Source organism: Pseudomonas sp. LAM2023 (genome assembly GCF_016620375.1).
Lineage (GTDB): Bacteria > Pseudomonadota > Gammaproteobacteria > Pseudomonadales > Pseudomonadaceae > Aquipseudomonas > Aquipseudomonas anuradhapurensis.
On the sequence record NZ_JAENHV010000015.1, the window covers coordinates 725,628 to 739,201 of the forward strand.

Consider the following 13,574-nt stretch of genomic DNA (forward strand, 5'->3'; position numbering starts at 1 on the left):
GCTGACGTCAGAATGCTTTCTGCCGTGCGCCCTCCCGTGCTGCGTAGGCAATGCAAGCCTCGCGAAACGCCTGGAACAGGCGCAGCGAGACCGGGTTTTCGCTAAATCGCCATTCCGGGTGCCATTGCACGCCAAGCACGAAGCCCGGCGCCGCAGGCATGGATACCGCTTCGATCAGGCCATCCGGGGCCCGTGCCTCGACGCGCAGGCCAGGGGCCAGGCGGTCGATGCCCTGGCTGTGCAGCGAGTTGACCTCGAACTGCGCAGCCAGGCCCAGGCGCTCGAACAACCCGCCCGGCTCGATGCCGACAAGGTGGCGAGGGCCATATTGCACTTCCAGGGGTGCGTCCTCGGGTTCGCGGTGGTCCTGGTAACCGGGCAGCTCCTGCACGCGCTGGTGCAGGCTGCCGCCCAGGGCCACGTTCAATTCCTGGTAACCGCGGCAGATGCAGAACACCGGCACCCCGGCAGCGATGGCCGCCTGCAGCAGCGGCAGGGTCAGGCGATCGCGCGCCAGATCGTGCCGGGTACCGGCCGCGCTGGGGGCGCCATTGTAATGATGCGGTTCGATATTTGAAGGCGAGCCGGTAAAAACAATGCCGTCCAGACGGGCCAGCAGCGCCTGTGTGTCGCTGCCACCGTCACGCGCCGGCAATATCAGCGGCAGGCCGGCAAAGCCGGCCGCCTCGACATACTTGTCGCCTACCGTGTGCGACGGGTTCTTGCCGACCTGCTGGCGGCAGGCGCTGACACCGATCAAGGGGACCGCATTTGCGCTCATGGGCTTACACCGTGTGCAGGTACCAGTTGTATTCGAGGTCGGAGATTGACACTTCGAATTCGGCCAGTTCGCTTTCCTTGCAGGCCACGAAGATATCGATGTAGTCCGGGCTGATGTATTGGTTGAGCACTTCGCTGTCATCCAGCGCGCGCAGGGCATCGCGCAGGTTGTTCGGCAGGCTCTGCTCCAGCTGCTCGTAGGAGTTGCCTTCGATCGGTTCACCCGGCTCGACCTGGTTGGTCAGGCCATGGTGCACACCGGCGAGAATTGCCGCGAGCATCAGGTAGGGGTTGGCGTCGGCGCCGGCGACACGGTGCTCGAGGCGCACATTGTCGCTGCTGTCGGTGGGTACGCGCACGGCCACGGTGCGGTTGTCCAGGCCCCAGCTTGGCGCGTTGGGTACGTAGAACTGCGCACCGAAACGGCGGTAGGAGTTGATGTTCGGGCAAAGGAAGGCCATCGACGCCGGCATGGTCTCCAGCACGCCGCCGATGGCATGGCGCAAGGCGTCGCTTTGCAGCGGGTCATCGCTGGCAAAGATGTTCTTGCCGGTTTTCTTGTCCAGCAACGAAATGTGCACGTGCAGGCCATTGCCGGCCTGGCCCGGGTAAGGCTTGGCCATGAAGGTGGTGTCCATTTCATGGTCATAGGCCACGTTCTTGATCAGGCGCTTGAGCAGGATCGCGTAGTCACAGGCCTTCAGCGGATCAGCCACATGGTGCAGGTTGACTTCGAACTGCGCCGGGGCGCTTTCCTTGACGATGGCGTCGGCAGGCAAGCCTTGTTCCTTGGCCGCTTCGAGCATGTCCTGCAGGCAGTCGGCATACTCGTCGAGGTCGTCGATCAGGTACACCTGGGTCGACTGCGGACGCTTGCCCGAAATGGGCGAGCGCGGCGGCTGCGGGCGGCCGTTCAGGTTGTCCTGGTCGATCAGGTAGAACTCCAGCTCGAACGCGGCACAGATATCCAGGCCCAGGTCGTCGAACCGGCTCACCACCTGGCGCAGCACCTCGCGCGGGTCGGCGAAGAACGGCTGGCCGTCCAGTTCATGCATGGTCATCAGCAGCTGGGCGGTCGGGCGCTTCTGCCAGGGCTCGTCCGACAGCGTGCCCGCGATCGGGAAGCAGATACGGTCGGCATCGCCGATATCCAGGCCTAGCCCGGTGCTTTCGACGGTGGAACCGTTGATGTCCAGGGCGAACAGCGACGCCGGCAGGTTGATGCCTTTCTCGTACACCTTGTGCAGGCTGGCCCGCTCGATGCGCTTGCCACGTACCACGCCGTTCATGTCGGAGATCAGCAGGTCGACGTACTGCGTGTCCGGATGGGCCTGGAGGAAGTCACTCATCTCGCTGGAAGAACTGGCGCACGGGGTTACCGACGTCATGGCTGTACATCCTATGATTTGCTGCGGCGATGTGGGGATACGGCTGGCGCCTCACGGGCGACGATGGTTGCAGCTGTTGTTCTTTTCACTTTCCCATCGTGGGGATTGGTTACCCGACCGGGCGCATTGATTCCCGGGGGCCGTTTCACTATAAAATGGCCAAAACGCAACAGACATTGGCAATTCGGCAAGCAGAGCGTGCACCAATGCAATATCAGATTACCCACGCCGACCTTTCCCTGGTCCTGGCGCTGGAGCGCGGTCGTTCCCTGGCCAAGGCAGCCGAGCTGCTCAAGGTCGATGTCTCGACCGTGTTCCGCTCGATCCGCCGGCTGGAGTCGGCGCTGGGCACGGCCTTGTTCGTCAAGAGCCGCAAGGGCTACCTGCCGACCGACACTGCCCAGGCCCTGGCCGAACAGGCCGAGCGCGCCGAGCAGGCGTTGGAAGCGGCACGCATTGCCATGACCAGTGGCGAACAGGTGGTGAGTGGCACGGTACGGCTGACCTGCACCGAAGCGGTGATGCACAGCCTGCTGCTGCCGGCGCTGGCCGAGTTCATGCCCAACTACCCCGCGCTGTCGCTGGAAATGGGCACGTCCAACACCTTCGCCAACCTCAGCCGGCGCGATGCCGACATTGCCCTGCGCCTGACCAACACGCCGCCGGAGCACCTGGTCGGGCGCAACCTGGGGTCGACTTCGTATGTGGTCTGCGGCCAGCCGCAGTGGCGCGAGCGCCTGGCCGAATCGCCGGCCAGCGTGCCGTGGATCGCCCCGGACGACTCGATGCAGGACCACCCCACGGTGGTCTGGCGCAACCAGCAGCATCCGGGGTTGAGCCCGCGCTACCAGTGCAGCGGCATGTCCACCATCGCCCAGTTGGTCACGGCCGGGCTGGGCGTGGCGGCGCTGCCGGATTACATGGTGCATGCCCTGCCGGGGGTGGACGCGTTGAGCGGGCCGCTGCCCGGCTGCGATACTCAGCTGTGGCTGCTGACCCGGCCGGACTGCCGGGCGTTGCGCTCGGTCCAGACGCTGTTCGAGGAGCTGACCCCGCGGTTGCGTGACGCGATGCTCTGAGGTTATCGTCAGGCTCATGTATCGAGCATGTCTGCTCCGGCCCTTTCGCGGGCACGCCCGCTCCCACAGGTAAAGCGGCGGCGGTGAGAACTGTGCAGGACTTGTGGGAGCGGGCATGCCCGCGAAGAAGCCCACACCGATCCACCCGACAAAACAGCGCTTCCCTATTGGCTGGTGATTTTTTAAACTATCGAGTCCGCCTGCCCATTATCGGGCTGCACGCCCACCGCAATTGCTACTGAGGAAGACCATGGCCCGCGTAACTGTTGAAGACTGCCTGGAACACGTGGATAACCGCTTTGAGCTGGTCATGCTCTCGACCAAGCGCGCTCGCCAGCTGGCGACCGGCGGCAAAGAGCCACGCGTTGCGTGGGAAAACGACAAGCCGACCGTTGTTGCCCTGCGTGAAATCGCCGAAGGCATCGTCACCAACGAATTCATCGCCGCCGAAGAGATCGTCACCGAGGATCCGGTGTTCGCCGCATTCGAGGACGAGAACAACGAGGCTGTCTGATTGATGCCTGGTCGACGTCGCACGGCGCAAGGCCCTCTTCCTCGGCAGGAGGTGAACCCATGCCGGGTATAGAAGCTTTGGCCGAACGGCTGTCGACCTACCTTGGCCCCGAACAGGTCAACCTGGTCCGGCGTGCCTATTTCTACGCCGAACAGGCACACGACGGGCAGCGTCGCCGCAGCGGCGAGCCCTACGTGACCCATCCGCTGGCCGTGGCCAGCATCCTCGCCGACATGCACATGGACCATCAAAGCCTGATGGCCGCCATGCTGCACGATGTGATCGAAGACACCGGCATCGCCAAGGAAGCCCTCAGCCAACAGTTTGGCGAGACCGTGGCCGAGCTGGTCGATGGCGTCAGCAAGCTGACCCAGATGAACTTCGAGACCAAGGCCGAGGCGCAAGCCGAAAACTTCCAGAAGATGGCCATGGCCATGGCGCGCGATATCCGCGTGATCCTGGTAAAGCTGGCCGACCGCCTGCACAACATGCGCACCCTGGAAGTGCTGTCTGGCGAAAAGCGCCGGCGCATTGCCAAGGAAACCCTCGAGATCTACGCCCCCATCGCCAACCGCCTGGGCATGCACACCGTGCGCGTGGAGTTCGAGGACCTGGGCTTCAAGGCCATGCACCCGATGCGCTCGTCGCTGATTCACCGGGCGGTGAAAAGCGCACGCGGCAACCGCAAGGAGATCGTCGCCAAGATCGAGCACTCGCTGGCCAACTGCCTGGCCGCCGACGGCATCGAGGGCGAGGTCAGTGGCCGGCAGAAACACCTCTATGGCATCTACAAGAAGATGCGCGGCAAGCGTCGCGCCTTCAACGAGATCATGGATGTGTATGCCTTCCGCATCGTCGTCGACAAGGTCGATACCTGTTACCGCGTGCTCGGTGCCGTGCACAACCTGTACAAGCCGCTGCCTGGTCGCTTCAAGGATTACATCGCGATTCCCAAGGCCAACGGCTACCAGTCGTTGCACACAACGCTGTTCGGCATGCACGGGGTGCCCATCGAAATCCAGATCCGCACGCGCGAAATGGAAGAGATGGCCAACAACGGTATCGCCGCACACTGGCTGTACAAGTCCAACGACGATGAGCAGCCCAAGGGCAGCCACGCTCGTGCTCGCCAGTGGGTCAAGGGAATCCTCGAACTGCAGCAACGTGCCGGCAACTCGCTGGAGTTCATCGAGAGCGTGAAGATCGACCTGTTCCCGGACGAGGTCTACGTGTTCACGCCCAAGGGCCGCATCATGGAGCTGCCCAAGGGCTCCACGGCCGTCGACTTCGCCTACGCGGTGCACACCGACGTCGGCAACAGCTGCATCGCCTGCCGCATCAACCGCCGCCTGGCACCGTTGTCCGAACCGCTGCAAAGCGGCTCGACGGTGGAGATCGTCAGCGCCCCGGGTGCACGGCCGAACCCGGCCTGGCTCAACTTCGTGGTTACCGGCAAAGCCCGCACGCACATCCGTCACGCACTCAAGCAGCAGCGCCGCTCCGAGTCCATCAGCCTGGGCGAACGCCTGCTGAACAAGGTGCTTACCGGCTTCGACAGCAGCCTGGAAAGCATCCCTCAGGAGCACATCCAGGCGATTCTCGCCGAGTACCGCCTGGAGCTGATCGAAGACCTGCTCGAAGACATCGGCCTGGGCAACCGCATGGCCTACGTGGTTGCGCGCCGCCTGCTGTCGGCTGAAGGCGAACAACTGCCGGCGCCGGAAGGCCCGCTGGCGATCCGCGGTACCGAAGGCCTGGTGCTGAGCTACGCCAAGTGCTGCACGCCGATCCCGGGCGACCCGATCGTCGGCCACCTGTCAGCTGGCAAGGGCATGGTCGTGCACCTGGAGAACTGCCGCAACATCAGTGAAATCCGCCACAACCCGGAGAAGTGCGTACAGCTTTCCTGGGCCAAGGACATCACCGGTGAGTTCAACGTCGAACTGCGTGTCGAACTGGAACACCAGCGCGGCCTGATCGCGCTGCTGGCCAGCAGCGTAAACGCCGCCGACGGCAACATCGAGAAGATCAGCATGGACGAACGCGACGGCCGTATCAGCGTGGTCCAACTGGTGGTCAGCGTGCACGACCGTGTGCACCTGGCGCGTGTGATCAAGAAGCTGCGTACCCTGACCGGTGTGGTCCGCATAACCCGTATGCGTACGTAGTCCGCCAACCGCAAGGAGTCATCATGAGCAAGACCGTCATCAACAGCGACAAGGCCCCTGCCGCCATCGGCACCTACTCGCAGGCGATCAAGGCCGGCAACACCGTGTACATGTCGGGCCAGATCCCGCTGGACCCGAAGACCATGGAACTGGTCGAAGGCTTCGAAGCCCAGACCGTGCAGGTCTTCGAGAACCTCAAGGCCGTGGCTGAAGCCGCTGGCGGTTCGTTCAAGGACATCGTCAAGCTGAACATCTTCCTCACCGACCTGAGCCACTTCGCCAAGGTCAACGAGGTAATGGGCCGCTACTTCGAGCAGCCGTACCCGGCCCGCGCCGCCATCGGCGTTGCCGCGCTGCCAAAAGGCGCCCAGGTTGAAATGGACGCCATTCTGGTCATCGAATGATGCCCCGGTGACGGGCGCCCTGCCCGTCACCCTCCCTTCCTCTGCAAGGTTACCCGTCATGCGTCAAGCACTGCCTCTAGCGCTGGCAGCCCTGCTTCTGGGCGGCTGCGCCAGCCACAAACCCGAAGACTTCAACGGTACCTGGATCAACCAGGACGCCATCACTGCGGCGGTCAAAGGTGACAGCCTGCGCCAGGCGCTCGACGAGCACGGCCCGGTGTTCGAGTGGAAGCTCGACGTCGCCAGCCAGCAGGCCAGCTACAGCAATGGTTTCGAGGCGGTCGACGGCCAGCTGAGGGCCGCCGACAAGCAATGGCAGGCCAGCTTCCAGGGCGGCCAGACCGAGCAGCTGTCGCTCGATGGTGACGAGCTGCAAGCCATCGATCAAAAAGGCGCCAAGCAGACTTTCGTGCGGGCCAAGGCGCCAGCGTCAGCCAATGCGCCACTGGGTAGCAGCTTCGAGAAGGCGTTGTACCAGGCTTATCTGGGTGGCAACTGGAAGATCATCGACGGCCAGGGCAAAGGTGCCAGCGTACGCTTCAGCGATACCGGCAACGTCACCGGCCTGCCGGGACCAGACCGTTTCGCCCTGTGCCTGGCGGGTGATTGCGCAACCATGGGTGGCAGCAATGACAGCCTGTGGCTGGAGCATGAGCAGCGCGGCGCGCCCTTCATTTTCAAGCGCGATGGCGACAAGCTGGAGATTTTCCAGGCGGTGAACCGTGCGCAGCCGGATGAGATGCCCGTGTTGGCGGCCGGCAAGCGCCAGTGGTTGCTGGAGCAGGACTGAAGCCTTATCTCGAGCCGAGCGCCGCCCCCTGTAGGAGCGGCCTTGTGTCGCGATGGGGCGCGCAGCGGCCCCAGGATTTGTGCGTTACTACATAGATTGCTGGGGCCGCTTTGCGGCCCATTCGCGACACAAGGCCGCTCCTACACGGACCGCACAAGCCAGAGGGCTAGTTTTTACCCGCCAGGATCGCCGCATAGCCTTCCTTGTAACTCGGATACACCGGCGCCCAGCCCAGCGCCCGCGCCCGCGCATTACTGCAACGCTTGCTGCCCGTCCGCCGCACCCGCTGTTCATCGGACCACTCGGTAACTCCCAGGTAATCCCGCAGCCAGGCCACCACATCGGCCAGCGGCGCGGGGTCGTCGTCGACGCCGATGTAGCAGGCATCCAGCGCCTTGCCTTCGGCATCGGCCTGCAACAGGAAAGCCAGCAGGCTGGCGGCATCCTCGGCATGAATACGGTTGCCATAAAGCGGCGGCTCTTCGGCCACGCGGTAACCCTGGCGCACCTGGCTGAGCAGCCATTCGCGACCCGGGCCGTAGATGCCGGTCAAACGCACCACAGTCGCCGGAATGCCGCTGGCCAAGGCAAGCCGCTCAGCTTCCAGCATCACCCGCCCGGAATAACCTTCAGGCTCAGTGGCTGCACGCTCGTCGATCCATTCCCCGCCCTTTTGCGCATACACGCTGCTGCTGGAGACGAACAGCAGGCGCCGTGGGCGCTGGCCGCGTGCGGCCAACCAGGCCAGCACATGGCGCAGCCCGTCGACATAGGCTGCCTGGTAACCGGCCTCGTCGTGCTGGCTGGCCGCCACGCAATACACCAAATAATCCGGCGCACGCTGCGGCCAGGCTGGTGGCATAGATGGCTCGGCCAGGTCTGCAGCCACCGGCGCAACACCTGCCGGCAGTTGCCCCACCGAGCGGCGCAGGCCGCTTACCTGCCAGCCGCACGCCAGCATCTGCCGGGCAAGACGCCCGCCTACATCACCACAACCCACAACCATCACGGAAAGGTCTGACATCTCTGAACTCCCTAGACCAACTTGATCAACCCGGCCACGCTACACGATGGGTGACTAGACCATAGGCGAAAAAAGCAACAAGATTACTTTTGTTAACAAGAATTACTTGCAATAATGGCGGCCAAATTGTTCTCGGCCTACCTCGAGGCCTTGGAGAACGCTTACTTTTTCTTCATCAGGTCCGGCCAGCATGACACGTATTCAACCTTCCGCTTCGCCAACCCCGTCGCGCGCCTGGCGCGCCATCGCCGCGCTGATGCTCAGCCTGGTGCTGGCCCCGGTGGCCATGGCCGATGAGCCAACCGCCAGCGCCGCCGCGCCAGCTGCCGCCAGCGCACCCGCTGCGCCAGCCGCAGCGCCGACGGCCGACACCCCTACCGCCACTCCGGCTCAAGCCCCGACCGCGGCAGACCCGAGCGTCGAAGCCCTGGTTGAAGATACCTCGCTGGGCATGGCCCACGACCTTTCGCCTTGGGGCATGTACAAGAACGCCGACGTAGTGGTGAAAGCGGTCATGATCGGCCTGGCCATCGCCTCCATCATCACCTGGACCATCTGGATTGCCAAAGGCTTCGAGCTGATGGGCGCCAAGCGTCGCCTGCGTGGTGAAATCGCCCTGCTGAAGAAATCCGCCAGCCTGAAAGAAGCCAGCGATCACTCCAACAAGGAGGGTACCCTGGCTCATACCCTGGTCCAGGATGCGCTTGAAGAGATGCGCCTGTCGGCCAATGCCCGGGAAAAGGAAGGCATCAAGGAACGCGTCAGCTTCCGCCTGGAGCGCCTGGTACACGCCAGCGGCCGTACCATGAGCAGCGGCACCGGTGTGCTCGCCACCATCGGCTCCACCGCGCCGTTCGTCGGCCTGTTCGGTACCGTTTGGGGCATCATGAACAGCTTCATCGGCATCGCCAAGACCCAGACCACCAACCTGGCCGTGGTTGCCCCGGGCATCGCCGAAGCCCTGCTGGCCACCGCCCTGGGCCTGGTCGCGGCGATTCCGGCCGTGGTCATCTACAACGTCTTCGCCCGTTCCATCGCCGGCTACAAGGCCCAGGTGTCCGACGCCTCCGCCCAGGTGCTGCTGCTGGTCAGCCGTGACCTGGACCACCAGGGCAGCGAGCGCGCCGCCCCGCACATGGTGAAAGTGGGGTAAGCCATGGGCCTGCATCTCAACGAAGGTGGTGACGACCTGGTCGAGAACCACGAAATCAACGTTACGCCGTTCATCGACGTGATGCTGGTGCTGCTGATCATTTTCATGGTCGCAGCGCCCCTGGCCACGGTCGACATCAAGGTCGACCTGCCTGCCTCGACCGCCAAGCCGGCACCGCGGCCGGAAAAACCGGTGTTCGTCAGCGTCAAGGCCGACCAGAAGCTGTACGTCGGCGACGATCAGGTCCCGGCCCCCGAGCAGCTTGGCCCGATGCTCGACGCCAAGACCAAGGGCGACAAGGACACCACCATCTTCTTCCAGGCTGACAAAGGCGTGGATTACGGTGACCTGATGGAAGTAATGAACAGCATGCGCGCGGCCGGCTACCTGAAAGTCGGCCTGGTAGGTCTCGAGACGGCAGCCAAGAAATGACGAAGACGCGGCACAATCTGGCGCGTTACGGCGGCAGCCTGGCCCTCGTGCTGGGTGTCCATGCCGTGGCTGTGCTGCTCACGCTCAACTGGTCGGTACCCCAGGCCATCGAGCTGCCCCCGGCAGCCATGATGGTCGAGCTGGCGCCGTTGCCGGAGCCTGCGCCACCGCCCCCTCCGAAAGCAGCGCCGCAGCCGCCGGCACCGGTCGAGGAACCACCGCTGCCAAAGCTGGCCGAGGCTCCCAAACCGAAGATCGCCATTGCCAAGCCGCCCAAGCCGAAGGCCAAGCCGCAACCGCAGCCGCCCAAGCCCGAGAAAAAGCCTGAGCCGCCGAAGGAAGCCCCGCCGACCGAACAGACGGTGGATGCGCCGCCCAGCAACACGCCACCGCAGAAGTCCGCGGCGCCGACACCGAGCATTGCGGCCAACAGCAACGCCCTGCCAACCTGGCAGAGCGACCTGTTGCGCCACCTGGCCAAGTACAAGCGCTACCCGGAAGACGCGCGCCGGCGCGGCCTGCAGGGCATCAACCGGCTGCGCTTCGTGGTCGACGCCGAAGGCAAGGTGGTGTCGTACTCCATGGCCGGTGGCTCAGGCAGTGCCGCCCTGGACCGGGCGACCTTGGAAATGATCCGTCGGGCCGGCACGGTACCCAAGCCACCACCCGAGTTGCTGAACAACGGCACGATCGAAGTCGTGGCGCCGTTCGTCTACTCGCTGGACCGCCGCTGAGGCTTTGTTTCTGTCACAAATCGGCAACTCTGATAACGTGCGTCTATCGATTGCAGCCGCTATGCTGGGCTCGCAACTTCATGGACGCACGTTATGACCCTTACAGAATTACGCTACATCGTCACACTCGCCCAGGAACAGCATTTCGGCCATGCCGCCGAACGCTGTCACGTGAGCCAGCCGACCCTGTCGGTCGGTGTGAAGAAGCTCGAGGACGAGCTAGGCGTGCTGATCTTCGAGCGCAGCAAGAGCGCGGTACGCCTGACCCCGGTCGGCGAAAGCATCGTAGCCCAGGCGCAGAAGGTACTGGAACAGGCCCAGGGCATTCGCGAACTCGCCCAGGCCGGCAAGAACCAGCTGACTGCCCCGCTCAAGGTCGGCGCCATCTATACCGTCGGCCCGTATCTGTTCCCGCACCTGATCCCGCAGCTGCACCGCGTAGCGCCGCAGATGCCGCTATACATCGAAGAGAACTTCACCCACGTCCTGCGCGAAAAGCTGCGCAACGGCGAGCTGGACGCAGTGATCATCGCCCTGCCGTTCAACGAAGCCGACGTGCTGACCCTGCCGCTGTACGATGAACCGTTCTGCGCGCTGATGCCGGCCGACCACCCGTGGACGGCGAAAAAGACCATCGACACCGCCATGCTCAACGACAAGAGCCTGTTGCTGCTCGGGGAAGGCCACTGCTTCCGCGACCAGGTGCTGGAAGCCTGCCCGACCCTGAACAAGGGCGGCGAAGGGGCCAGGCACACCACGGTCGAGTCCAGCTCGCTGGAAACCATCCGCCACATGGTGGCTTCGGGCCTCGGCGTGTCGATCCTGCCTCTGTCGGCAGTGCATAGCCACCATTACGCCCCAGGCGTCATCGAGGTCCGCCCGCTGACCGCACCGGCGCCCTTCCGAACCGTGGCCATTGCCTGGCGCGCCAGCTTCCCACGGCCGAAGGCCATCGAGATCCTCGCCGACTCGATCCGCCTGTGCTCGGTCGCCAAAGCCCCAGCGGAACAGCCGGCCTGAGCCATGAGTGAGCTGTCGAAGGTCCCGGTCACGGTACTCAAGGGGGTTGGCGAGGCCATGGCAGAGAAACTCGCCAAGGTCGGCCTGGAAAACCTGCAGGACGTGCTGTTTCACCTGCCCCTGCGTTATCAGGACCGCACCCGCGTGGTCCCGATCGGCCAGCTACGCCCCGGCCAGGACGCGGTGATCGAGGGCGTGGTCAGCGGTGCCGACGTGACCATGGGCAAACGCCGCAGCCTGGTGGTGCGCCTGGGTGATGGCAGCGGCGTGTTGAGCCTGCGCTTCTACCACTTCAGCAATGCGCAGAAGGAAGGCCTCAAGCGCGGCACCCACCTGCGCTGTTATGGCGAAGCGCGCCCCGGCGCCTCGGGCCTGGAAATCTACCACCCGGAATACCGCGCGCTGAACGGCGACGAGCCGCCACCACCGGTGGAGCAGACCCTGACGCCGATCTACCCGTCCACCGAGGGCCTGACCCAGCAGCGCCTGCGCCTGCTGTGCCAGCAAAGCCTGGCCTTGCTCGGCCCGCGCAGCCTGCCAGACTGGCTGCCCGCCGAACTGGCCCGCGACTACCAGCTGGCCCCGCTGGACGATGCCATCCGCTACCTGCACAACCCGCCGGCCGACGCCGACCTCGACGAGCTTGCCGAAGGCCAGCACTGGGCCCAGCACCGCCTGGCCTTCGAAGAGCTGCTGACCCACCAGCTGTCGCAGCAGCGCCTGCGCGAGAGCCTGCGCAGCCTGCGCGCACCGGTACTGCCCAAGGCCCAGCGCCTGCAGGCGCAATACCTGGCCAACCTGGGCTTCCAACCGACCGGCGCGCAGCGGCGGGTGGCCAATGAAATCGCCTATGACCTCAGCCAGCACGAGCCGATGATGCGCCTGGTGCAGGGTGATGTCGGCGCCGGCAAGACCGTGGTCGCCGCCCTGGCCGCCCTGCAGGCGCTGGAAGCCGGTTACCAGGTGGCGCTGATGGCGCCCACCGAGATTCTCGCCGAACAGCATTACATCACCTTCAAGCGCTGGCTCGAGCCGTTGGGCATCGAGGTGGCCTGGCTGGCCGGCAAGCTCAAGGGCAAGGCCCGGGCCAGCGCCCTCGAGCAGATCGCCAACGGTGCACCGATGGTGGTCGGCACCCATGCGCTGTTCCAGGATGAGGTGAAGTTCAAGCACCTGGCCTTGGCGATCATCGACGAGCAGCACCGGTTTGGCGTGCAGCAACGCCTGGCCCTGCGCAAGAAAGGCGTGGCCGGCGAATTGTGCCCGCACCAGTTGATCATGACTGCCACACCTATCCCGCGTACGCTGGCCATGAGCGCCTATGCCGACCTGGACACGTCGGTACTCGATGAACTGCCGCCCGGGCGTACCCCGGTGAATACCGTACTGGTGGCCGACAGCCGCCGCTTCGAAGTGGTCGAGCGGGTACGCGCCGCCTGCGCCGAAGGGCGCCAGGCCTATTGGGTATGCACGCTGATCGAAGAATCCGAAGAGTTGACCTGCCAGGCCGCCGAAAGCACCTACGAGGAGCTGGGCAGCGCCCTGGGCGAGCTGCGCGTGGGGCTGATCCACGGGCGCATGAAGCCGGCGGAAAAGGCTGAGGTCATGGCCGAGTTCAAGGCCGGCAACCTGCAGTTGCTGGTTGCTACCACGGTGATCGAGGTCGGCGTGGACGTGCCCAACGCCAGCCTGATGATCATCGAGAACCCCGAGCGCCTGGGCCTGGCCCAGTTGCACCAGCTGCGCGGCCGAGTTGGCCGGGGCAGCGCCGTCAGCCATTGCGTGCTGCTGTATCACCCGCCCCTGTCGCAGATCGGCCGCGAGCGCCTGGGGATCATGCGGGAAACCAACGACGGCTTCATCATCGCCGAGAAGGACCTGGAGCTACGCGGCCCGGGCGAGATGCTTGGTACCCGCCAGACCGGCCTGCTGCAGTTCAAGGTCGCCGACCTGATGCGCGATGCCGACCTGTTACCGGCAGTGCGTGACGCCGCCCAGGCCCTGCTTGCGCGCTGGCCGGAGCATGTCAGCCCATTGCTCGACCGCTGGCTGCGGCATGGCCAGCAATATGGCCAAGTGTGACGATGG

General features: G+C 64.6%; 13 protein-coding genes. 10 read left to right on the top strand and 3 right to left on the bottom strand.

Annotated features, from left to right (window positions below):
• Positions 1 to 7 precede the first annotated feature (7 nt).
• Together JKP78_RS08865 and JKP78_RS08870 are read right to left on the bottom strand one after the other, a co-directional pair.
• On the bottom strand, positions 8 to 781 hold the full coding sequence (locus JKP78_RS08865) for a gamma-glutamyl-gamma-aminobutyrate hydrolase family protein (RefSeq protein ID WP_186684018.1): 774 nt from the start codon (positions 779 to 781) through the stop codon (positions 8 to 10).
• A 4-nt stretch (positions 782 to 785) separates the two neighbouring features.
• Positions 786 to 2,129 (bottom strand): glutamine synthetase family protein, encoded by a 1,344-nt coding sequence (locus JKP78_RS08870; RefSeq protein WP_372241591.1) that lies wholly within the window; start codon positions 2,127 to 2,129, stop codon positions 786 to 788.
• A gap of 245 nt (positions 2,130 to 2,374) precedes the next feature.
• Here JKP78_RS08870 and JKP78_RS08875 point away from each other — a divergent pair, with 245 nt between their 5' ends.
• The 5 genes from JKP78_RS08875 to JKP78_RS08895 all read left to right on the top strand — a co-directional run bounded on the left by JKP78_RS08875 (position 2,375) and on the right by JKP78_RS08895 (position 7,123).
• The gene (locus JKP78_RS08875) at positions 2,375 to 3,247 is read left to right on the top strand and encodes a LysR family transcriptional regulator (protein ID WP_013974798.1); all 873 of its coding nucleotides are present in this window, start codon (positions 2,375 to 2,377) and stop codon (positions 3,245 to 3,247) included.
• A gap of 250 nt (positions 3,248 to 3,497) precedes the next feature.
• Complete coding sequence (gene rpoZ, locus JKP78_RS08880) at positions 3,498 to 3,761, top strand: DNA-directed RNA polymerase subunit omega (protein WP_003253383.1); 264 nt, start codon at positions 3,498 to 3,500, stop codon at positions 3,759 to 3,761.
• Between the two features lie 59 nt (positions 3,762 to 3,820).
• Complete coding sequence (gene spoT, locus JKP78_RS08885) at positions 3,821 to 5,929, top strand: bifunctional GTP diphosphokinase/guanosine-3',5'-bis pyrophosphate 3'-pyrophosphohydrolase (RefSeq protein ID WP_170033812.1); 2,109 nt, start codon at positions 3,821 to 3,823, stop codon at positions 5,927 to 5,929.
• Between the two features lie 23 nt (positions 5,930 to 5,952).
• The gene (locus JKP78_RS08890) at positions 5,953 to 6,333 is read left to right on the top strand and encodes a RidA family protein (protein WP_009684531.1); all 381 of its coding nucleotides are present in this window, start codon (positions 5,953 to 5,955) and stop codon (positions 6,331 to 6,333) included.
• A gap of 58 nt (positions 6,334 to 6,391) precedes the next feature.
• Entirely contained in the window at positions 6,392 to 7,123 is a 732-nt protein-coding gene (locus JKP78_RS08895) for a hypothetical protein (RefSeq protein ID WP_186684017.1), read from the top strand.
• Between the two features lie 166 nt (positions 7,124 to 7,289).
• Here the strand turns inward: JKP78_RS08895 and JKP78_RS08900 are convergent, their stop codons facing one another.
• Positions 7,290 to 8,147, bottom strand: coding sequence for an SDR family oxidoreductase (locus JKP78_RS08900; protein WP_200626563.1), 858 nt, complete (start codon positions 8,145 to 8,147; stop codon positions 7,290 to 7,292).
• Between the two features lie 190 nt (positions 8,148 to 8,337).
• On the opposite strand from JKP78_RS08900, the gene exbB reads away from it, so the two are divergent.
• The 5 genes from exbB to recG all read left to right on the top strand — a co-directional run bounded on the left by exbB (position 8,338) and on the right by recG (position 13,568).
• The gene (exbB, locus tag JKP78_RS08905; protein ID WP_186684015.1) at positions 8,338 to 9,300 is read left to right on the top strand and encodes a tonB-system energizer ExbB; all 963 of its coding nucleotides are present in this window, start codon (positions 8,338 to 8,340) and stop codon (positions 9,298 to 9,300) included.
• Positions 9,301 to 9,303: 3 nt separating this feature from the next.
• Complete coding sequence (gene exbD / locus JKP78_RS08910) at positions 9,304 to 9,732, top strand: TonB system transport protein ExbD (RefSeq protein WP_170033820.1); 429 nt, start codon at positions 9,304 to 9,306, stop codon at positions 9,730 to 9,732.
• Positions 9,729 to 10,466 carry an energy transducer TonB gene (locus JKP78_RS08915; protein WP_170033822.1) on the top strand — a complete coding sequence of 246 codons (738 nt, stop codon included), beginning with the start codon at positions 9,729 to 9,731 and terminating at the stop codon, positions 10,464 to 10,466. Before exbD ends, JKP78_RS08915 begins: the two co-directional genes overlap by 4 nt.
• A gap of 93 nt (positions 10,467 to 10,559) precedes the next feature.
• The gene (locus tag JKP78_RS08920; RefSeq protein ID WP_043199836.1) at positions 10,560 to 11,486 is read left to right on the top strand and encodes a hydrogen peroxide-inducible genes activator; all 927 of its coding nucleotides are present in this window, start codon (positions 10,560 to 10,562) and stop codon (positions 11,484 to 11,486) included.
• Positions 11,487 to 11,489: 3 nt separating this feature from the next.
• The gene (gene recG / locus JKP78_RS08925) at positions 11,490 to 13,568 is read left to right on the top strand and encodes an ATP-dependent DNA helicase RecG (protein ID WP_186684013.1); all 2,079 of its coding nucleotides are present in this window, start codon (positions 11,490 to 11,492) and stop codon (positions 13,566 to 13,568) included.
• The last annotated feature ends 6 nt before the right edge of the window (positions 13,569 to 13,574 follow it).